This window comes from Ferribacterium limneticum, assembly GCF_020510625.1.
Lineage (GTDB): Bacteria > Pseudomonadota > Gammaproteobacteria > Burkholderiales > Rhodocyclaceae > Azonexus > Azonexus limneticus_A.
Map to the genome: position 1 here is coordinate 904,692 of NZ_CP075191.1, position 19,582 is coordinate 924,273.

The 19,582-nt window shown below is 61.7% G+C and carries 20 protein-coding genes; 8 read left to right on the forward strand and 12 right to left on the reverse strand.

Features of this window, described 5'->3' with window-relative positions:
- Positions 1–41: 41 nt before the first annotated feature.
- The 4 genes from KI617_RS04350 to KI617_RS04365 form a co-directional block, all read right to left on the reverse strand.
- Positions 42–1,511, reverse strand: coding sequence for a DEAD/DEAH box helicase (locus KI617_RS04350; RefSeq protein WP_226451836.1), 1,470 nt, complete (start codon positions 1,509–1,511; stop codon positions 42–44).
- A 169-nt stretch (positions 1,512–1,680) separates the two neighbouring features.
- Positions 1,681–2,046, reverse strand: coding sequence for a response regulator (locus KI617_RS04355; protein ID WP_226450800.1), 366 nt, complete (start codon positions 2,044–2,046; stop codon positions 1,681–1,683).
- Complete coding sequence (locus KI617_RS04360) at positions 2,039–4,576, reverse strand: sensor histidine kinase (RefSeq protein WP_226450801.1); 2,538 nt, start codon at positions 4,574–4,576, stop codon at positions 2,039–2,041. Before KI617_RS04360 ends, KI617_RS04355 begins: the two co-directional genes overlap by 8 nt.
- A 43-nt stretch (positions 4,577–4,619) precedes the next feature.
- Positions 4,620–5,000, reverse strand: a complete 381-nt coding sequence (locus KI617_RS04365; RefSeq protein ID WP_226450802.1) for a hypothetical protein — start codon at positions 4,998–5,000, stop codon at positions 4,620–4,622.
- Positions 5,001–5,093: 93 nt separating this feature from the next.
- Here KI617_RS04365 and KI617_RS04370 point away from each other — a divergent pair, with 93 nt between their 5' ends.
- The 5 genes from KI617_RS04370 (at position 5,094) to KI617_RS04390 (ending at position 10,659) form a co-directional block, all read left to right on the forward strand.
- On the forward strand, positions 5,094–6,395 hold the full coding sequence (locus tag KI617_RS04370; RefSeq protein WP_226450803.1) for an extracellular solute-binding protein: 1,302 nt from the start codon (positions 5,094–5,096) through the stop codon (positions 6,393–6,395).
- Entirely contained in the window at positions 6,396–7,136 is a 741-nt protein-coding gene (ugpQ, locus tag KI617_RS04375) for a glycerophosphodiester phosphodiesterase (protein WP_226450804.1), read from the forward strand.
- Between the two features lie 65 nt (positions 7,137–7,201).
- A complete protein-coding gene (locus tag KI617_RS04380; protein WP_226450805.1) occupies positions 7,202–7,555 on the forward strand; it encodes a hypothetical protein in 354 nt (117 codons plus the stop codon).
- A gap of 126 nt (positions 7,556–7,681) precedes the next feature.
- The gene (alaS, locus tag KI617_RS04385; RefSeq protein ID WP_226450806.1) at positions 7,682–10,360 is read left to right on the forward strand and encodes an alanine--tRNA ligase; all 2,679 of its coding nucleotides are present in this window, start codon (positions 7,682–7,684) and stop codon (positions 10,358–10,360) included.
- On the forward strand, positions 10,357–10,659 hold the full coding sequence (locus KI617_RS04390; protein ID WP_226450807.1) for a hypothetical protein: 303 nt from the start codon (positions 10,357–10,359) through the stop codon (positions 10,657–10,659). The genes alaS and KI617_RS04390 overlap by 4 nt, the downstream gene beginning before the upstream one ends.
- Here the strand turns inward: KI617_RS04390 and KI617_RS04395 are convergent, their stop codons facing one another.
- From KI617_RS04395 to KI617_RS04430, 8 genes are all read right to left on the reverse strand, one after another.
- A complete protein-coding gene (locus KI617_RS04395; protein ID WP_226450808.1) occupies positions 10,660–10,971 on the reverse strand; it encodes a hypothetical protein in 312 nt (103 codons plus the stop codon).
- Between the two features lie 94 nt (positions 10,972–11,065).
- Positions 11,066–12,319: an EAL and HDOD domain-containing protein gene (locus KI617_RS04400; RefSeq protein ID WP_226450809.1), complete on the reverse strand. Its 1,254-nt coding sequence runs from the start codon at positions 12,317–12,319 to the stop codon at positions 11,066–11,068.
- Positions 12,320–12,328: 9 nt separating this feature from the next.
- The gene (locus KI617_RS04405; RefSeq protein ID WP_226450810.1) at positions 12,329–13,705 is read right to left on the reverse strand and encodes a phosphomannomutase/phosphoglucomutase; all 1,377 of its coding nucleotides are present in this window, start codon (positions 13,703–13,705) and stop codon (positions 12,329–12,331) included.
- 101 nt (positions 13,706–13,806) lie between these two features.
- A complete protein-coding gene (locus KI617_RS04410) occupies positions 13,807–14,763 on the reverse strand; it encodes a YheT family hydrolase (protein WP_226450811.1) in 957 nt (318 codons plus the stop codon).
- Positions 14,760–15,191, reverse strand: a complete 432-nt coding sequence (locus tag KI617_RS04415; RefSeq protein WP_226450812.1) for a YybH family protein — start codon at positions 15,189–15,191, stop codon at positions 14,760–14,762. Before KI617_RS04415 ends, KI617_RS04410 begins: the two co-directional genes overlap by 4 nt.
- Complete coding sequence (waaF, locus tag KI617_RS04420) at positions 15,188–16,198, reverse strand: lipopolysaccharide heptosyltransferase II (RefSeq protein ID WP_226450813.1); 1,011 nt, start codon at positions 16,196–16,198, stop codon at positions 15,188–15,190. Before waaF ends, KI617_RS04415 begins: the two co-directional genes overlap by 4 nt.
- A gap of 73 nt (positions 16,199–16,271) precedes the next feature.
- Positions 16,272–16,460 carry a zinc-finger domain-containing protein gene (locus KI617_RS04425; RefSeq protein WP_011289021.1) on the reverse strand — a complete coding sequence of 63 codons (189 nt, stop codon included), beginning with the start codon at positions 16,458–16,460 and terminating at the stop codon, positions 16,272–16,274.
- Between the two features lie 14 nt (positions 16,461–16,474).
- The gene (locus KI617_RS04430; protein ID WP_226450814.1) at positions 16,475–17,395 is read right to left on the reverse strand and encodes a branched-chain amino acid transaminase; all 921 of its coding nucleotides are present in this window, start codon (positions 17,393–17,395) and stop codon (positions 16,475–16,477) included.
- An 83-nt stretch (positions 17,396–17,478) separates the two neighbouring features.
- Between KI617_RS04430 and KI617_RS04435 the strand changes: the two genes are divergently transcribed.
- From KI617_RS04435 to mnmA, 3 genes are read left to right on the forward strand one after another with little or no spacing between them, the layout of a single operon-like run.
- A complete protein-coding gene (locus KI617_RS04435) occupies positions 17,479–17,934 on the forward strand; it encodes an NUDIX hydrolase (RefSeq protein ID WP_226450815.1) in 456 nt (151 codons plus the stop codon).
- A complete protein-coding gene (locus KI617_RS04440; protein WP_226450816.1) occupies positions 17,934–18,488 on the forward strand; it encodes a hypothetical protein in 555 nt (184 codons plus the stop codon). The genes KI617_RS04435 and KI617_RS04440 overlap by 1 nt, the downstream gene beginning before the upstream one ends.
- Positions 18,481–19,578, forward strand: coding sequence for a tRNA 2-thiouridine(34) synthase MnmA (gene mnmA / locus KI617_RS04445; RefSeq protein ID WP_226450817.1), 1,098 nt, complete (start codon positions 18,481–18,483; stop codon positions 19,576–19,578). Before KI617_RS04440 ends, mnmA begins: the two co-directional genes overlap by 8 nt.
- The last annotated feature ends 4 nt before the right edge of the window (positions 19,579–19,582 follow it).

Below are 19,582 nucleotides of genomic sequence, written 5' to 3' on the forward strand. Positions count from 1 at the left end.
GCGCCATCGAGGCGCCATTTTTTTGGGGTGCAGGGTCAGGCCTACTTGCGGCCCAGTCCGCCCAGCAAGGCGGCAACGACCCGCTTGGGTTTGTGAGGATCAGCTTTGGCTGGCGCCTGCGGTGAATCCGGTACTTCGCCGCGCGGCGAATTGTCCTCGTAAGGCTTGCTGAAGTCGAAACCATCGGCTGCAATCATCGGATTGCGACGCGGCGGGCGGCGGTCCTGACGCTCACTCCGCTCTCGCTCGGGGCGAGCTGAGCGTTCACCGCGCTCCGGGCGTTCGCCACGTTCCTGCCGCTGGGCGACGGGCGCGACGACGGGGCCGCTGCGTTTTTTCTTGTTGCCCGGGGGGTATTCGTATTCCGGCTCCGGCTCGAAACCGGCGACTTCGATCTGTTCGATCGGCCGCTTGATCAGCTTTTCAATATCGACCAGGTAGACGACTTCGCGGGCGCTGACCAGCGAAATGGCATTGCCCATCTTGCCGGCCCGGCCGGTGCGGCCGATACGGTGCACGTAGTCTTCCGGCGTGTGCGGCAGTTCGTAGTTGATGACGTAGGGCAGGTCATCAACGTCCAGGCCACGGGCCGCGACGTCGGTGGCGATCAGGGCATCGGTTTCGCCGCCCTTGAAGGCTTCGAGTGCCTTGATGCGTTCCAGCTGGCTCTTGTCGCCGTGAATGGCGTCAGCCTTGATGCCGGCGCGCTGCAGTTCGCGGGTCAGGCGTGAGCAACCCTGCTTGGTGCGACAGAAGACGATGCACTGGCGGATTTCGCCGGATTTCAGCAGCTTGGTCAGCAGGCCGCGCTTGCCGTATTCGGAGACCGGATGGACGCGGTGGGTGATGGTGTCGGAGACCTGGTTGCGGCGCGCAACTTCGATGAGGATCGGCGACTTGAGCATGGTGTCGGCCAGCTTCTTGATTTCTTCCGAGAAGGTGGCGGAGAACAGCAGGCTTTGGCGCTGGGCCGGCAGCATGTTGAGGATGCGCGTGACGTCCGGGACGAAGCCCATGTCGAGCATGCGATCGGCTTCGTCGAGGACCAGGGCCTGGACGGAATTGAAGCTGACGCTCTTGTTTTCGACGTGATCGAGCAGGCGGCCGGGGGTGGCGACGAGGATTTCGACGCCTTTCTTGAGTTCGGCGATCTGCGGCCGGATATCGACGCCGCCGAAGGCGCACATGGCGCGGATCGGCGTGTGCTTGCTGTAGGTTTTGACCGACTCGTAGACCTGCATGGCCAGTTCGCGGGTCGGGGCAAGGATCAGGGCACGTACCGGGTGCTTGGCCGGCGACGGGCTGCTGCTGGCGAAGGGCAGGATGCGCTGCAGGATAGGCAGCGTGAAGGCGGCCGTCTTGCCGGTGCCGGTCTGGGCACCGCCCATGATGTCCTTGCCGGAGATGACGAGCGGGATGGCCTGGGCCTGGATCGGCGTCGGCTTGGTGTAGCCCTCGTCGAGCACTGCGCGCAGGAGTTCGGGCGCCAGGCCGAGGTCGGCAAAGGTGATTTCGGGCACTGCGTCGGCAGCGATGATGATGGCGTTATCGCCAGCTAAGGTATTGATTTCAGACATGGGTCGAGATTATACGCTTACCGGCTCCCGATCACCCGGATATGTCCTTGGTGCTACGCGCAAGTTTTGCCCGCCGGGCTGCTGTAACTGCGCCAGGCCTTGCCTACAAATTACTGCTGATCGTTTCAAGGGCCTGGATGCTGATCGGCTTGACGAGGACATCGTCGAAACCACTGGCCAGCAGGCGTTCCCTGTCTTCCGGGAAGGCGTGTGCCGTGTAGGCGACGATTTTCAATGCGTTGCCGGAGGGTGTGGCGCGGAGTCTGGCGCAGGTTTCCTCGCCAGACAGCCCCGGCATGCTGATATCGAGCAGCACCAGCCGAAAATGGGTTTGAGCCGCCAGGTCGAGCGCCATGCTGCCGTTTTCGGCATTCGAGACAATCCAGCCGAGTCGCTTGAGCAAGGCGGTGGCCAGCAGGCGATTGGTTGGGTGGTCGTCAACGACCAGTGCATGGCGTTCTTCAGTCATCCTCGGTGTCCAGGGGAAGATAGGCAGTGAAGGTCGAGCCCGTGCCGACTTTCGAGTCCAGCGTAACACGTCCGCCCATATGCGTGGCCAGTTGCCTGACCAGCGCCAGACCCAAACCGGTACCGCCGTGTTCGCGCGTCAGAAAGTTTTCAAGTTGCTTGAATTTTTCGAAAATCTGCTCGTGGCTTTCGAGCGGGATGCCGGCTCCAGTGTCGCTGACGGCAAAGGCGATTTCCCGGCCAGCCGGGCTGACAGAAAGAGTGATCTTGCCCCGCTCGGTAAATTTCACGGCATTGCTCAGCAGGTTGCCGAGAATCTGGCGCAGGCGGACCGGGTCGGTGATCAGTTTGTCCGGCAAGCCATCCGCTATTTGCAGATCAAATCCCAGGCCCTTGCCGGTCGCCGTGACCTGATGCGTTGCAGCACACTCGGTGACCAGGCTGGCGAGCGGTATGGCTTCCCGCTTGAACAGCATTTCTCCCGCTTCGATTTTGGCCAGATCGAGGATTTCATTGACCAGATTGAGCAGGTGTTCCCCGCTCTGCTGGATTACCTTGGCGTATTCCTGGTGACTCGAATTGTCGAGTTCGTGTTCCAGCAGTTCGGCAAAACCGAGGATGCCGTTGAGCGGGGTGCGCAGTTCGTGCGACATGGTGGCGAGGAAGGCTGATTTTTGCCGACTGGCTTCTTCAGCCTTTTCCCGGGCTTCTTCCAGTCGCTTGAAGGATTCCTCGACCGAGTCGGCCATGCGGTTGAAGGAGGTGGCCAGTTCCCCCATTTCGTCCGCGGAGCCGGCGTCCAGTCGTCGTTTCAGGTCGCCTTCCTGGAAGGCGCGAATGCCGGAAATCATGGCGGTGATCCGCCGGGTCAGCAGACCGGCCATCCAGACCGCGATGGCAATGACGACGCCGATCATCAGCAGCGTCGAGCCCCACAGGCCAAAGGCCGTCGATTTCAGGCTCTGGGCGACCTGGTCAAGCAGTTCGCTGCGCTGGGCCTTGAAGCTGGCGTCTTTTTCCTCCAGCAAGGTGTTGATTTGAGCGGCGGTGGCGGTGGCCGCCTTGTGGAATTCGTCGACGTTGGCGCCGATGGTCACAAAGCCGAAACCCTGTGGCGTCTTGCCGTATTGGCCGGTGTAATAGGGGATGGCGGCGGCGGTGGTCAGTTTCCAGAGTCCTGAGAAAAAGATCACGAAAGAGCCGGAGCCACCATGTTCGGTGACGGCGTTCCAGCCGTCGCATTGCGGCGAGAAATTCAGATAACGACAGTCAAGGCCGATGGTGCCGGCCTTGATCAGCGCCTTGGCCGGCTTGCGCTTCAGGTTCTGGTCGCGGAAGGGCTGGACGCTGGCCAGAAACTCGTCGGAGGGCTGGCCGCTGGCCTGCCATTCCGCGTAAAGATCCTCGTCCATCCAGGGCGTGGCCGGCCGGCCGGTCTGCGGATCGTAGCCGACGATCATGTAGTCGCGCGGGTGCGAAATCGAGCGGCTCTTGTAGTCCCAGATGAAGGCGTAGTTGCCCTTGATGGCGTCGGCGATCGGCGTGTAACGCTCCTCGGTGGGCATCAGGCGGTCAGAGAACTGGCGGATGTGATCATGATCCAGCGCCAGCGTGACATAGCCGACTGTCCGGCCGCCCTTGGTCACCGGCATCGCCCAGCGGACGATGCCGCGGAAGTGCTTGCCGACCGGGTTTTCGGTGCCGGCATAGGCTGACTCTTCCGGCTTGAAGGGCTTGCCGGCTTTTTCCAGCGCGGCAGGCAGGTAGGGGCCGATCGCATGCGTCGGCACATAGGCGCCGATGACGTCGGAGACGTAAATCTGGCCGGGCTGCAGCTTCTTCAGTTCGGCAAAATAGCTTTCGGCCCTGGTGAAGGTATTGCTGGGCTCGCCGATGTTTTTCAGGCCCTTGTCGGTGAGCGTCCCGTTGGTGACCTTGATCGTTTCATTGCCGTTGAGGTCGACATAAGTCATTTCGACGAATAGCGAGCGCTGTTCGGCTTCGCCAAAATACTCGGGCGGCCGGGCATGGAAGTCCTTGGCGTTGTCCGGCAGGACCGGCCGGGTGACCTTGGCCTCGCGCAGCACAGGCTTTTCCGGAACCCATGCACTGCCGTCTTCGGCCAGCCGCCAGTTGCCGTGCTTGTAGATCGGGCGGCGGCGCTCGTTCAGGAAGCGGCGGAACGCGGCTTCGGATGGCTCAAGATCGGCAGCCTGCCGGATATCGTTGTCGCGGTCGTAAAGGAAGCTGGCAATTTCCTTGGCCGTATCGGTGGTCAGTGCCTCGATGGCTTCGCGGGAACGCAGGTCGAGGGCGCGGATCGAGTCGTCGGTGACCGTCTTGCCGACGGACTTGATGGTGCCCAGCATGGCATCTGCCATGCCGCCGGCCTTGCTTGAAACTTCTTCGCCGAGCTGGCTGATGGCGTACCAGGCAAACCAGGCCAGCAAAACCAGCGGTACCACCTTGATCAGGACGAAGATCGCTATCAGCTTGCCGCGTATTCCGCTGAGAAAAGCTGGCAGTTTCATGTCTCTCCCTGCAAGTCCTGACTAGTCAGGCTACCCGGTTGGCTCAGTGTTTCTCGACTTTTTTCTCAGTATCTGCCTTGGCTTCCGTTTCTGCGGCTGGGGCCTGGGCGACTTTCTTTTTCTTGCTCCCCGGCGCTTCTGGCGGGGGGAGTTGCGGCACGATGGTTTCCAGCTTGTTTTCCCGCATGTATTCGTCCATCTCGCGCCAGCCGGCATAAATGCCGGCCTTGGGCAGCCAGCCATAGATCGAATAGCAATCCTCGATGGCGCGGCCGGATTGCCGGCAGGCGCTACCGACGGCCTTGGCCTCCGGTTCCATGCGGGCTTCCTTCCTGGCCGGGTCTTCCAGGCCGAGCTTCTGGCCGATCTGGTCGCAAGCACTCAGGCTCAGGGCGAAAAGAATGAGAAAGATGGGCTTGTTCATGCGGGGATTTTCGCATATTTGGAAGAAATGTGGGGCGCGCTTCGGATTGGGCGGAAGTTATAATTTCGCCTTTCGAGATTTTCTGGAGTATCCATGTCGCATCGTCTTTCTCCTTCTGTCGTCGCTGTTACGCTGGCTCTGGCGTGTTCCTCCGTGCTGGCCGCCAAGGCGGCAAAACCTGCTGCCAAGGCAGCGCCGGCCCCGGTTGCCGCAGCCGACTTTGAGCTGGCCCATAATCTGAGTCCGGCTGGCGAGGAGCAGCTCCAGGCTGTTGTTGAGCGTTTCAACAAGGAGAATGGCGGCAACCTGAAGCTCTCGCGTCTGGAAAAGGGCGAGAAACCGGCCGGTCTCAACCTGATCCGTCGCTATGACATGAGCGATGTCCTGGCCCAGCCGAAGGCCTTCGTGCCGCTCCACGAGATGATGACCAAGGCGGGGCAGCCGCTCAAGGTCGGTGAATTGACGGCCGATCTCAAGGCCGGCGCAGTCGATGGCAAGGGGCGTCTGGTCGCATTGCCGCTGATCTATTCGACGCCGGTTTTGTTCTACAACAAGAATGCTTTCCGCAAGGCCGGCCTGAACCCCGACCAGCCGCCGAAGACCTGGTTCGAAATGCAGGGCGTGCTCGACAAGCTTCAGGATGCCGGTTATGCCTGCCCTTACACGTCGTCGTGGCCGGTCTGGGTGCATATCGACAACGTCAGCGCTGTATCCGGCGTGCCGGCGGTCAGTGACAAGGGCACGCTGGCTTTCAACGGCTTGCCGCAGGTCAAGCACATCGCGATGATGGCGACCTGGACCAAGGCCAATTATTTCAAGCTGTTCGGTCGTCGCAACGAAGCCAGCGCCAAGTTCAATGATGGCGAATGCGCGATGATCACGACCGATTCCCGCGAACACATCGATTTCCGTGCCGCCAAGGGGGTCGAATTGGGCGTCGCACCGCTGCCCTATCATGACGATGTCTATGGCGGTCGCCAGAACTCGTTGGCTGACGGAGCGTCGCTGTGGGTCGGCGCCGGCAAGTCGGCTGCCGAATACAAGCAGGCGGCGAAATTTGTTTCCTTCCTGTTGTCGCCGGAAATGCAGATCGAGATGGTGCGTGTCTATGGCGGTTTGCCGCTGACTGCCGCCGCCCGTGCCGCAGCACGCAGCAAGCTGCTGCAGGATGGTGACCAGACGCTGGAAATTGCCTATGCCTCGATGAAGGGCAAGGGGGCGTCACACGTTCCTCATGTTGCGGATGCCGATCCGGTGCGCATTCTCACCAACGAAGAGTTGGAAGCGGTGTGGGCCGACAAGAAGCCGGCCAAGGCCGCGCTCGATACCGCGGTTTCCCGTGGAAACGCCATTCTCGGCGCCAAGCCGGCCCTGAAGAAGGCGCAGCCCTTCTAAATGAAGTTGCTGCTGCCGCGCTGGTTTGCCCATCGCGGCGGCGGCTCGCTGGCGCCGGAAAATACGCTGTCCGGTATCCGGCTCGCCGCCCGGCTGGGTTATCGGGCTGTCGAATTCGACGTCATGCTGTCGGCAGACGGCACTCCTTTCCTGATCCACGATGAAACGCTGACGCGGACGACCAACGGCCAGGGGCGCGTCTGCGATACGCCGGACCGCATCCTGCTGACGCTCGATGCCGGGCAGGGCGAGCCGCTGCCGACCTTGGCCCAGGCTGCGGCGCTGTGTCGCGAACTGGGGCTGCTGGCCAATGTCGAGATCAAGCCGGCGACCGGCTTCGAACGGCAGACAGCGGAGATCGTGGCGCGCCAATGCGCCGAATTATGGCAGGGGGCGGAAATCCCGCCCTTGATTTCCTCATTCTCCATGACAGCGCTGGCCATTGCCCGCGATCTGGCCCCCGCCATGCCGCGCGGCCTGCTCTTCGACCGGGTGCCGGCCGACTGGCGGCAGCGGATGAGCGATCTGCAAGGTGTGACCCTGCATTGCAACGCCGCGCATGTCGCCGACGAGGTCGTGCTCGAGGCCAATGCGCACGGCATTCCGGTGCTCTGCTATACGGTCAATCGTCCGGCGCAGGCCGAAATGCTGTTGGCAAGCGGCGTCAGCGCTTTTTTTACCGATCGGCTCGATCTTTTCGTGGAAACAAGTGCTTACAAAGCCTTGCAATTAGGCGGCTGATTTTTAACCCGCTTTAACTTCTAATGCGCCTCAGGGAGTTCGCCCTACATCTCAGGAGGAAAATCATGAAGACCATCAAAGCACTTGCCGCCATCGCCATCGTCCTGCCCACCCTCGCGTTCGCCCAGGCCAATACGCCACGAGTCGATCAGCGCCAGGCCAACCAGGAGCAGCGCATTGATCAGGGTGTGGCCTCGGGTAGCCTGACCCAGCGCGAAGCCAATCGCATGGAGCGCGGCCAGCAGCACGTCGATAACATGGAAAACCGCGCCAAGTCGGATGGTGTCGTGACCCGTCAGGAGCGGGCCCGTCTGCATCAGGCCCAGGATGTGCAGAGCAAGCGAATTTATCGCCAGAAGCACGACCGTCAGCACGATTACAACCACAACGGCCGGGTCGATCGTCCGCGTCATCGCTGATTCTTCGCCAGCACCGCCAAGCAGACCCGCCACCCGGCGGGTTTTTGCTTTTGGCGGGCACTGAAAATTCCCGCTTTCATTTAAAATCCATGGTTTCGCATCCAACGCCGCAAGGGCCGCCAGCTTATGAAAAGCTCCGAAATCCGCCAGCAATTCCTCGACTTCTTCGCCTCCAAGGGCCACCAGATCGTGTCGTCCAGTTCGCTGGTGCCGCACGAGGACCCGACCCTGCTGTTCACCAACGCCGGGATGAACCAGTTCAAGGACGTCTTCCTCGGTTTCGACAAGCGGCCTTATTCCCGCGCGACGACCTCGCAGAAATGCGTCCGGGCCGGCGGCAAGCACAACGACCTCGAGAACGTCGGCTACACCGCCCGTCACCACACCTTCTTCGAGATGCTCGGGAATTTCAGCTTCGGCGATTACTTCAAGCGCGACGCCATCAAATACGCCTGGGAGCTGCTGACTGAAGTCTACAAACTGCCCAAGGACAAGCTGACCGTCACGGTCTATGCCGAGGACGACGAAGCCTACGACATCTGGACCAAGGAAATCGGCGTCCCGGTCGAGCGCGTTATCCGCATCGGCGACAACAAGGGCGCCCGCTACGCCTCCGACAATTTCTGGATGATGGGCGACACCGGTCCCTGCGGCCCGTGCACCGAGATTTTCTACGACCACGGCGAAAAGCACTGGGGCGGCCCCCCGGGATCGCCGGACGAAGACGGCGACCGTTTCATCGAAATCTGGAACAACGTCTTCATGCAGTTCAACCGCGACGAAGCCGGCGTCATGCATCCGCTGCCCAAGCCGTCCGTCGATACCGGCATGGGCCTCGAACGCGTTTCCGCCGTGCTGCAGGGCGTGCACGCCAACTACGAAATCGATCTGTTCCAGGCGCTGCTCAAGGCTGCCGCCCGCGAAACCAGCGATGCCGACATGGATTCACCGTCGCTCAAGGTGCTCGCCGACCATATCCGCGCCTGCTCCTTCCTGCTCGCCGACGGCGTCATTCCCGGCAATGAAGGCCGCGGCTACGTGCTGCGCCGGATCATTCGCCGCGCCATCCGCCACGGCTACAAGCTCGGCGCCCGCGCAGCCTTCTTCCACAAGATGGTGCCGGATCTCGTTGCTGAAATGGGCATGGCTTATCCGGAACTGGGGCAGAACCAGTTCAAGATCATCGCCACGCTCAAGCAGGAAGAAGACCGCTTCTTCGAAACCATCGAACACGGTATGGCCATCCTCGAGGCAACGATTGCGGATTTGCTTGGTGATTCAGTTGAAGGTGCTAAGTCATTGGGTGGTGGTCGTCCTCTCTTTAAGCCGGAGGGGCTGTATCCAATTTTTCCAGGCGATATTGCCTTCAAGCTGCACGACACCTACGGCTTCCCGCTCGACCTGACGCAGGACATTTGCCGCGAGCGAGGGCTAACAGTCGACGCCGCTGCCTTCGATGCCGCCATGGCTCGCCAGAAAGAGCAAGCGCGTGCCGCCGGCAAGTTCAAGATGGCGACCAACCTTGAATACGATGGCCCGGCCACGACTTTCCATGGCTACGCCGCGCTCGAACACAAGGCCAACGTGCTCGCCCTGTACAAGGACGGTGCTGCGGTCAACCAGCTCAATGAAGGCGAAATGGGCGTTGTGGTCCTCGACGACACGCCGTTCTACGCCGAGTCCGGCGGCCAGGTCGGCGACTGCGGCGCGCTGCAGTCGGTGCATGGCATCTTCGCCGTCGAAGACACGCAGAAAATCCAGGCCACGGTCTTCGGCCACCACGGCGTCGTCAAGACCGGCACCATCTCGGTCGGCAACGGTGTTGCCGCCAAGGTCGACGTGCTGGCCCGTCAGCGCATCATGCGCAACCATTCGGCGACCCACCTGCTGCACAAGGCGCTACGCGAAGTGCTCGGTGATCACGTCCAGCAAAAGGGCTCGCAGGTCGATCCGGACAAGACCCGTTTTGACTTCGTGCATAACCAGCCGATGACCGACGAGGAAATCCGCCGCGTCGAGAACATCGTCAATGCCGAGATTCTCGCCAACGTCGCCACCGAAACCCGTGTCCTGCCCATCGCCGAAGCCCAGAAGCTCGGCGCCATGATGCTCTTCGGCGAAAAGTATGGCGACGACGTGCGCGTCCTCGACATCGGCTCGTCGCGCGAACTGTGCGGCGGCACCCACGTTTCGCGCACCGGCGACATCGGCCTGTTCAGCATCACGGCCGAAGGTGGCGTCGCCGCGGGCGTGCGCCGTGTCGAAGCCGTTACTGGCGATAATGCGCTGACCTACATGCAGGATATGGAAACTGCCCTCGGCGGCGTCGCCGGCACACTCAAGGTGTTGCCGAAGGACGTGCCTGGCCGCGTGCTGGCCGTGCTTGATCAGGTCAAGAAACTCGAACGCGAACTGGCTGCCCTCAAGGGCAAGCTGGCCTCGGCGCAGGGCGACGACATGCTGGCCAGCGCGGTCGACGTCAAGGGCGCCAAGGTTCTGGCCGCAACGCTCGAAGGCGCCGACGTCAATGCGCTGCGCGATACCATGGACAAGCTGCGCGACAAGCTCAAGTCGGCTGCCATCGTGCTGGCCTCGGTGATCGACGGCAAGGTCACGCTGATCGCTGGCGTGACGGCGGACCTGACCGGCAAGGTCAAGGCCGGCGAGCTGGTCAACATGGTTGCCCAGCAGGTCGGCGGCAAGGGCGGCGGTCGTCCGGACATGGCGCAGGCTGGCGGTACGCAGCCGGAAAACCTGCCGGCGGCGCTGGCCTCCGTCTCGGCTTGGGTTGAAGGCAAGCTGTGAAAGCAGCGTTTGCGCTGATGCTGGTTTTGGCGGCGGGGCAGGGCTTCGCCGCCGAACTGGACCGGATGCCGCTCGAGGCGGCGACGGCGGATGGGCAAAAGGTCCGTCTTTTTCCGAACGGTCGCTGGGAGTTTGTCGATGCGGCCAAGGCGGCCGAGGCACAGAAGGCGGCGGCTGAATATCCGGAAAACAAGACCCAGCCAATCGGCGCTCAGGGTGGGGTGTTCGGTGTCGGGCGGACGATCATGCCCGGCGACAAGGACTACAACCGGGGCTCCCTCAACCCGAAGCTGCGCTGATCAGCGCAGCAGCCGGTCGCTACTGCCGGTTTCGCGGAAAAACTCGCCCTCGATGACCTGATCATTGCGCGCCGATTGAGCGGCGCGCATTTGTTGCATCTGCTTGCGCAGAGCACGGGTTTTCCACCACAGCCAGCCGCCGAGCACGAGGCCGCCAACGGCGACCACGGCCAGTGCGACCAGCGAAAACATGAAGGCGAGCGTCAGAAAGGCGGCGCTCAGGATGAAGGCCAGCACCTTGGCGAGCGGACCTTGCGGTGGCTGGCCAAACGGGGGGCGTTGCCGGGATTGCTGAGTTTGCTCGCTGTCCATTGCCGATCGATGGAGGGTGGAAAATGAGAGCGATTGTAGTCGACGGAAGGCGACGGTTTGTTGCGCGGCTGTCGTCTTCTTGTAACAGTCGCCGCTAGGTTTCCTGTTTTTCCTGACCGATATCGTTGGCCCACTGCAGGGCCTGGGTCTGTGCCCGGTTGATGGCTTTGGGGCTGAGCCCGGAAAGCTCGGCCAGTGCCTGGGTCAGTTGGCCCAGATCACCGTTTTCGCTGCTTTCGGCAATATGGAGCAGTGCCCCCAAGACGCCGCTGCCGTCGCACAGGGCATCGCGGACATTGCCGGTCAGGCCGAGCGGCGCGACGATCTCGGCGATCGGCAGGCTGACCAGCGCCGGCATCAGCGACATGATGCCGGCCATGAAAGCCTGGTCGGCCAGGGCGGTGTCACCCGGCTGCAATTCGCCGGCCAGCAACTCCATCAAACGGCCACGGGTGGCTGCCAACAGAAGCAAGGGATTGCTGGTGCCGCTCGGTTTGCCACCGGCAAAAACCAGTAGTTGCAGCCAGCGTTGCAACTGGCGGCGGCCGAGGACGGTGATGGCATGGCCCAGCGAGGTGATTTTTTCAGTGCAGCCGGCGCCGACCGAATTGGTCATGCGCAGCAAGCTGATCGTCAGGCCGGGTTCCGGCTTGAGGGCGGCTTCGAGTTCGGCTGTGGCAGCATCGCCGAGCAACAGGCCCATCAGCTTCATCAGCGACAGTTGCGAATGGTCGAGCTTCTTGCCGGCGATGATGGTCGGTTTGGCGAAGTAGTAGCCCTGGAACAGGGTAAAGCCCAGCTTCAGGCATTGTTCCATCTGCTCGCGAGAATCGACCTTTTCGGCCAGGAGCTGCTTGCCCATTGGCTTCAGTTTCATGACCAGTTGCATCAGCTGGACACGGGACAGCGGCTGGATGTCGACCTTGACGATTTCGACCAGGGACAGCAGTTCGGCAAACTCGGGTTCGAGCTGGATGACGTCGTCGAGGGCCAGCGTAAAACCGACAGCTTTCAGTGCCTTGCAGCGCTCGATGACGGCTTCAGTCGGCGGCACGGTTTCAAGGATTTCGAGAACGACGGCGTGGCGCGGCAGCAATTCAAGCATGTCGCTGAATAGAAACTGTTCGTCGACATTGATGAAGCCGCGGTGGCTACCGAGCGCCGCTTCGACGCCAAGTTCGGTGAAGGCGTTGGCGATGACCGTCGCCGTAGCCTGCACACCGTCGGTGACCTCGGCAAAGTTGCGGCTGCCGTTGCGGAAAAGCAGTTCGTAAGCGACCAGCCGCTGTTCGCGGTCCAGGATGGGCTGGCGCCCAAGAAAAAGCTGGTCAGCGGCTGCTTCGCTCACGAAATCTCCTTAAAACGGTAGCTGAATGCCCGGCCAGGCGGCGTTCAGCGCTTGCCGGAAGTCGGCCTGGATGCGCTCCAGCGCGGCGGAATTGTCGGCCTCGAAACGCAGCACGACAACCGGCGTGGTGTTCGACGGGCGGGCCAGGCCGAAACCGTCTTCATATTCTACGCGGACGCCGTCAATGGTGATGATCTCCTCGGCACCGTCGAACTTGCCTTCGGCTTTCAGCTTGTCGATCAGCGCGAACGGCTCGCCTTCGGCCATCTTGATGTTCAACTCCGGGGTCGACGGCGAATTCGGCAGGTTTTTCAGGACCGGGTTGGCATTGGCTGAGCGCGACAGAATCTCCAGCAGGCGGGCGCCGGTGTACAGGCCGTCATCGAAGCCGTACCAGCGCTCCTTGAAGAAGGTGTGGCCAGACATTTCGCCGGCCAGGGGCGCGCCGGTTTCCTTCAGCTTGGCCTTGACCAGTGCGTGGCCAGTGTTCCACATCAGCGGCACGCCGCCGTGTTGTTTGATCCACGGGGCGAGCCGGCGGGTGCATTTGACGTCATAAATGATCATGCCACCCGGCACCCGGGAGAGCACATCGGCGGCAAACAGCATTAACTGGCGGTCGGGGTAGATGATTTCACCATCCTTGGTCACCACGCCGAGCCGGTCGCCGTCGCCGTCGAAGGCGATGCCGATTTCGGCGTCGGTTTCCTTGAGGGCCTTGATGACGTCGGCCAGGTTTTCGGGCTTCGACGGATCCGGGTGATGGTTCGGGAAGTTGCCGTCCACTTCACAGAACAGCGGGACGATTTCGCAGCCAAGGCGCTTGAACAGTTCCGGGGCGATTACACCGGCGACGCCGTTGCCGCAATCCATGACGATCTTCATCGGGCGGGCCAGCTTGACGTCGCTGACGATCTTCTCGACGTAGGCTGGCAAAACATTGGCGCTGCGGCGCTCGCCCTTGCCATGCTTCAGGTTGCCCGATTCGGCGCGTTTCTTCAGGTCCTGAATGGCATCAAGGGCTAGCGTCGTGCCGCCGATGACCATCTTCAATCCGTTGTAGTCTGGTGGGTTGTGGCTGCCGGTGACCGAAACGCAGGAGTTGCAGCCGAGTTCGTAGGCGGCGAAGTAGGTGACCGGGGTCGGTACGCAGCCAACGTCAATCGCATCCACACCCGCGGCGCAAATGCCATCCATCAGCGCACCCGCCAGTTCGGGGCCGGAGAGTCGGCCATCACGGCCGACGGCGATGGCCGTCTGGCCCTGTTCTGCAGCCAGTGAGCCAAGCGCATGACCAATCTGGCGGACGACATCGGCGGTCAGCGATTTGTTGACGATGCCACGAATATCGTAGGCCTTGAAAATTTCAGCGGGGAGTTGGCTCATGGTGGTCCAGTCGAGAGGTAATTTGCGGAGAGTCGCCCAGAGTGCACGCGTTTCGTTGCATTCTGTTTGCATCGGTGGCGACTGTCCCCGATTGCACTGTTTTATGACGTTTCGAAAAGAAAGAAGTGTAAGAGTCTTTGCGGCAGCCAGTCCAGATTTCCCGGAAAACTGCCGCTGACGAAGCCGACGTGGCCACCGGTTGCCGGCTGTTCCAGCCTGACGCTTGGGCTGACATCGGCAGGGCTGGGCAAGTGGCTGGCCGGCAGAAAGGGATCATTTTTCGGGTTGACCACCAATGTCGGGATGGCGATCGATTTCAGCCATGGCTTGGCCGAGGCGCGTTCCCAATAGTCGGCAGCGCCGGCAAAACCATGGATCGGGGCAGTTACGGCATCATCAAACTGAAAAAGGTTGCTTGCCCCGTGCATTAGGACAGCATCAAAGAGGCCTGGAAACAGCCGCAGTCGGGCGGCCGAACGGGCTTTCAGGGTGTTCAGGAAATGCTGCGTGTAGATGCGGTTGAAACCGCGAGCCAGGTGATGGCCGCAGGCAGCGAGGTCGAGCGGCGGGCAGAAGGCGGCGACGCCATTAACCAGTTCGGCGGCCGAAATGCCACGTTCGCCGGCCCATTTGAGCAGTGCGTTGCCGCCCAGCGAAACGCTGGCTGCATTGATGCGGCGGTGGTCATTGCTGGCATGAAGGCGGTGGAGAATCCAGTTGATTTCCTCCGAATCGCCCGAATGGTAAGCACGTGGCCGGCGGTTCAGTTCGCCGGAACAGCCTCGGAAGTGCGGCAGGGCGAGGCGCCAGCCGGCTTGCCGGCAGGCATGGGCGGTCGAAATGGCGTAATGGCTGCGGGCACTGCCTTCCAGGCCGTGGAACAGCACCAGCTGTGGTGCATCGGCCGGGCCGTCGAGATGATCGACGTCGATGAAATCGCCATCCGGCGTCTCCCAGCGTTCTCGGCGTAGCTCGATCGGCTGCGGCTTGATCAGCAAAGGCCACAGGGTTTGCGCCTGGCCGCCGGGCAGCCAGCTCGGCGCTTTGTAGGGGTTCAATGCAGGGTGTGCGGCACGGCTTCAGCCATCGCCTGATGGCCATCGTCTGCCGCCGAAGCGTGCCGGCTGACCATCCGCCAGCCGTGGGCGCCGCGCACATAAACGTGGGTGACGTGGAGCGGGCCGTGCGGGCTGGGGTCGTCGCCGACGAACAGGACTTCGGTCAGGTGGTGGATGGCCATTACCGTGCCTTGCCAGTGGGTGACCGCTTCCGGCTGAACGCGCAGGCGCGCGTTGGCAAAGATGCTGCGCCAGCTTTCCCGGATCGGCGCTTCGCCCTGCAGGCGAACGCCGGTGGGGTGTACGCAGAGGGTTTCCTCATCCTCGGCCCAGACCAGCATCAACAGATCGGCATCGCCGTGGGTGATGGCTTCGTAAAAGGCATGCTCGACGTCGTCAGGAGAGGCGAAGTTGGCGGGTTTGCTCATCGCGAGATCCATTTCTGGCAGGCGGCGAAAACCTGTTCGGGGAACAGTTTGTTCAGGCAGTCGAGGTGGCCAAGCGGACATTCACGCTTGAAGCAGGGGCTGCAGTCTAGTTGCAGGCTGAGGATGTCAGCCTTGTCGGAGAGCGGTGGCGTGAAGCCTGGTGACGATGAGCCGTAGAGCGCGACGATCGGCCGGTCGAGCGCGGCGGCGACGTGCATCAGGCCGGAGTCATTGCAGACGACCAGCTCGGCTAGGGCGAGCAAATCGACCGCTTGGGCCAGCGAGGTGGCGCCGCACAGGTTGCGGCACAGGCCGGGGGCGAGTTGCGAGATTTCCTCGGCGACGGCATGGTCCTTCGGCGAACCGAAGAGCCAGATGGCGCAGCCCTGTTCGGCCAGTTGTCTGGCCAGCGTGGCGAAATGGGTGGCTGGCCAGCGCTTGGCCGGGCCATATTCGGCGCCGGGGCAGAAGGCGACGACGCGCGCCGGGCGCTCAAGGCCGAGTTCGGCCTGTGTTTTTGCCTGATCGGCTGCAGTCGAGCGAATCCTGGGATAGGGAATCGGTTTGGGCTGTGACGCACCCGGTCGTTCAGCCAGTTGCGTAAAGCGCTCAAGCATCAGCGGCAGCGCCTGCTTGTCTAGCGTGTGGCGAACGTTGATCAGGCCATAGCGCGATTCACCGGTGAAGCCGATGCGCTGTGGAATGCCGGCCATCCAGGGCACTAGCGCCGATTTCAGCGAATTGGGCAGGACATAAACGGCGTCGTAATGCCGGGCGGCCAGTTCGCGGGCCAGTCGCCAGCGAGCTTTCAGGGATAGCTGGCCGTGGCCGAACGGGCTGTCGACGACATCGCTGATTTCATCCATCCGTTGCAGGACGGGGGCTACCCAGCGCGGGGCAAGGGCGTCGAGTTGCAAGCCGGGATGTTTGGCCTGCAACCGCGCGAACAGCGGTTGCGCCATGATGGTGTCGCCGATCCAGGAAGGGGCGACGATGAGGGCTTTCATGAGAGCAGTTATTAGTCGCTAGCCACTAGTTGTCAGCAGATCCTGCTAGCGACTAACGACCAGCAACTACTGACTAGTGATGCCCCTTGGGCGCTTCGCCCTTGAAGACGTACTTGGTGGAGCAGTACGGGCAGGTGACTTCGCCGGTCTTCAGGACATCGAGGAAGACTCGCGGGTGCTGGCTCCACAGCGCGACGTTCGGCGTCGGGCAGTGCAGCGGCAGGTCGTGGGCGGTGATTTCAACAGCTTTGTTGTCGGACATCGTTATCTCCCTGATTAGACGGTGGCCAGCCAGTCGGCGTGCGCAGCGGAGCGGCCATAAACCACGTCGAAATACTTTTCCTGCAGCGCCTTGGTGATCGGGCCACGACGGCCGACACCGATCTGGCGGTTGTCGAGTTCGCGGATCGGCGTCACTTCGGCGGCGGTGCCGGTGAAGAAGGCTTCGTCGGCGCAATAGACTTCGTCGCGGGTGATGCGCTTTTCGATGACTTCGATGCCCATTTCGCCGGCCAACTGGATGACGGTGGCGCGGGTGATGCCTTCGAGGCAGGCGGTCAGGTCCGGCGTGTACAGCTTGCCGTTGCGGACGATGAAGATATTTTCGCCGGCGCCTTCGCAGACGTAACCTTCCGGATCGAGGAGCAGGGCTTCGTCGTAGCCGTCACCGGTGGCCTCGTTGTTGGCGAGGATGGAGTTCATGTAGTTGCCCGACGCCTTGGCGCGTACCATGGTGATATTCACGTGGTGACGGGTGTAGGACGAGGTCTTGATGCGGATGCCGCGTTCCATGCCTTCTTCACCGAGGTAAGCACCCCACGGCCAGGCGGCGATGATGACGTGCACCTTGGCACCCTTCGGCGAAACGCCCATCTTTTCCGAGCCGTAGAAGGCCAGCGGACGTAGGTAGCCGGATTCGAGCTTGTTGGCGCGGATCACTTCCTTCTGGGCTTCGTTCAGTTCTTCGGCCGAGAAAGGCATTTGCATCTGGAAGATGTGAGCCGAGCGGAACAGGCGCTCGGTGTGCTCCTTCAGGCGGAAAATCGCTGTGCCGCGTTCGGTCTTGTAGGCACGGACACCCTCGAAGACACCCATGCCGTAGTGCAGGGAGTGCGTCAGGACGTGGGTGGTGGCTTCGCGCCAGGGCACCAGTTTTCCGTCTTGCCAAATAAAGCCGTCGCGATCCGACATGGACATGTTCGATTCTCCGTGTTGCGCCTGTAAAAGCCCATAATTCTAGCCGAAATCAGCGGGTAAAATAGCGCTTTTGCCGTTTGAACATGAGCATGATCTGGAAACCACATGTCACCGTTGCCGCTGTCGTGCAGCGCGACGGAAAATTCCTGCTGGTCGAGGAAGAAACCGATGCCGGGCTGGCCTTCAACCAGCCAGCCGGGCATCTTGAAGAGGGTGAGTCGCTGCTTGATGCCGTGGTCCGCGAGGCGCTCGAAGAAACGGCCTACCACTTCAAGCCGACCCATCTGATCGGGGTCTATAACTGGACCCATCCGACCAAGGAAGATACGACCTACCTGCGCTTCGCTTTTGGCGGGGAACTGCGCGGCTACGAGGCCGGTCGCCCGCTGGATGATGGCATCGTCGCCGCCCGCTGGCTGACGCTGGACGAGGTCAGGGCTACGCAGGCGCGTCACCGCAGCCCGTTGATCCTGCGTTGCATCGAAGATCTGATAGCCGGCAAGCGTTGTCCGCTCGACCTGTTGGTTCATTACGACTGATGCGTCATTGGTGGGCCGCGTTGCTGCTCGGGCTGGCCGGCTTCGCCATTGCCGATGAAAGCGTGCGCGTCTGCCATGGCTATGGCTGCCTGGTACAAACGCGGATTCGGTACACCGAAGGCCAGCTCGGGCAGGTTCGCCGCATGCTGTTTGCGGCAGTCGATGCGGCTTCGGAACGGAAGATTCTGGGCGAGGCGGTCGGTCGTTTGTACGGCTGGGCGGGCGAGCAGTCGGAAATTCATGGTGACCGGGGCGGCAACTACGCGGATGACAACGCGTCGGGCAAAATGGATTGCATTGATCATTCGACCTCGACAACGCGCCTGCTGCGCCTGCTGACGGCGCGTGGCTATTTGCGCTGGCATCGCGTGCTGGAGCCGGAGGCCCGGAATTTTGCCGGTTTGATCCCGGTGCATTGGTCGGCGGTGATCGAGGAAAAAACAAATGGCGAGCCGGCGCTCTTCGTCGTCGATAGCTGGTTCGTTGATAATGGACAGCCAGCGGTGATTTTGCCGCTGGATGAATGGAAGAAAGGGGCTGGGCCCGATGTCTAAGAAAACCGTGGTGGTCGGCTTGTCCGGCGGCGTTGATTCCTCAGTCGCGGCGCTGTTGCTGAAGCAGCAGGGCTGGAACGTGATCGGCCTGTTCATGAAGAACTGGGAGGATGACGACACCGAGGAGTACTGCTCGTCACGCCAGGATCTGATTGATGTGATGAGTGTGGCCGACCGGATCGGCATCGATGTCGAGGTGGTCAATTTCGCGGCCGAATACCGCGAGCGGGTCTTTGCCGAATTCCTCAGCGAATACCAGGCCGGTCGGACGCCGAATCCCGACATCCTGTGCAATTCGGAAATCAAGTTCAAGGCTTTCCTCGATCACGCCATGCAGCTAGGGGCCGAGAAAATCGCCACCGGGCACTACGCCGGCGTCCGCGAATTCGATGGCAAATTCCAGTTGTTGAAGGCCGAGGACGGCACCAAGGACCAGAGCTATTTTCTCTATCGCCTGAATCAGGCGCAGTTGTCGAAGACGCTGTTTCCGCTGGCCGATATTTACAAGCGTGACGTGCGCAAGATCGCCGAGGCGGAAGGCCTGCACGTGGCGGCCAAGAAGGATTCGACCGGCATCTGCTTCATCGGCGAGCGGCCGTTCAAGGATTTTCTGTCACGTTACCTGCCGCCCAAGAAAGGCGAAATCCGCCGTCTTGACGATGGCAAGGTGCTCGGCGAGCACGATGGTCTGATGTATCACACGCTGGGCCAGCGCAAGGGCTTGCATATTGGCGGCCTGAAGGAAAAGGGCCAGCAGGGCGGCGGTGACCACGATGCCTGGTTTGTCGCCGGCAAGGATATGGACAAGAACGTGCTCTATGTTGTGCAGGGGCACGATCACCCGGCCTTGCTCAGGGAGGCTTTGATTGCCGAACAATTGAGCTGGGTGTCCGGCCAGATGCCGCATACGCACTGGGTTTATACGGCCAAACCGCGCTACCGGACTTCTGATCAGCCCTGCGAAGTCGAGCGGGTCGATGCCGAGAGTTGCGAAATTCGTTTTGCCGAGCCGCAATGGGCGCTGACACCGGGGCAGTCGGTCGTGCTCTACGAGAGCCGCGTCTGCCTGGGCGGCGGCATTATTCGCTGAGCCG

Bases quoted from the DNA above. Each gene is read 5' to 3' on its own strand.
- KI617_RS04355 (WP_226450800.1), bottom strand. From the start codon at position 2,046: ATGACTGAAGAACGCCATGCACTGGTCGTTGACGACCACCCAACCAAT.
- KI617_RS04360 (WP_226450801.1), bottom strand. From the start codon at position 4,576: ATGAAACTGCCAGCTTTTCTCAGCGGAATACGCGGCAAGCTGATAGCG.
- KI617_RS04365 (WP_226450802.1), bottom strand. From the start codon at position 5,000: ATGAACAAGCCCATCTTTCTCATTCTTTTCGCCCTGAGCCTGAGTGCT.
- KI617_RS04370 (WP_226450803.1), top strand. From the start codon at position 5,094: ATGTCGCATCGTCTTTCTCCTTCTGTCGTCGCTGTTACGCTGGCTCTG.
- ugpQ (WP_226450804.1), top strand. From the start codon at position 6,396: ATGAAGTTGCTGCTGCCGCGCTGGTTTGCCCATCGCGGCGGCGGCTCG.
- KI617_RS04380 (WP_226450805.1), top strand. From the start codon at position 7,202: ATGAAGACCATCAAAGCACTTGCCGCCATCGCCATCGTCCTGCCCACC.
- alaS (WP_226450806.1), top strand. From the start codon at position 7,682: ATGAAAAGCTCCGAAATCCGCCAGCAATTCCTCGACTTCTTCGCCTCC.
- KI617_RS04395 (WP_226450808.1), bottom strand. From the start codon at position 10,971: ATGGACAGCGAGCAAACTCAGCAATCCCGGCAACGCCCCCCGTTTGGC.
- KI617_RS04405 (WP_226450810.1), bottom strand. From the start codon at position 13,705: ATGAGCCAACTCCCCGCTGAAATTTTCAAGGCCTACGATATTCGTGGC.
- KI617_RS04415 (WP_226450812.1), bottom strand. From the start codon at position 15,191: ATGAGCAAACCCGCCAACTTCGCCTCTCCTGACGACGTCGAGCATGCC.
- waaF (WP_226450813.1), bottom strand. From the start codon at position 16,198: ATGAAAGCCCTCATCGTCGCCCCTTCCTGGATCGGCGACACCATCATG.
- KI617_RS04425 (WP_011289021.1), bottom strand. From the start codon at position 16,460: ATGTCCGACAACAAAGCTGTTGAAATCACCGCCCACGACCTGCCGCTG.
- KI617_RS04430 (WP_226450814.1), bottom strand. From the start codon at position 17,395: ATGTCCATGTCGGATCGCGACGGCTTTATTTGGCAAGACGGAAAACTG.
- KI617_RS04435 (WP_226450815.1), top strand. From the start codon at position 17,479: ATGAGCATGATCTGGAAACCACATGTCACCGTTGCCGCTGTCGTGCAG.
- KI617_RS04440 (WP_226450816.1), top strand. From the start codon at position 17,934: ATGCGTCATTGGTGGGCCGCGTTGCTGCTCGGGCTGGCCGGCTTCGCC.
- mnmA (WP_226450817.1), top strand. From the start codon at position 18,481: ATGTCTAAGAAAACCGTGGTGGTCGGCTTGTCCGGCGGCGTTGATTCC.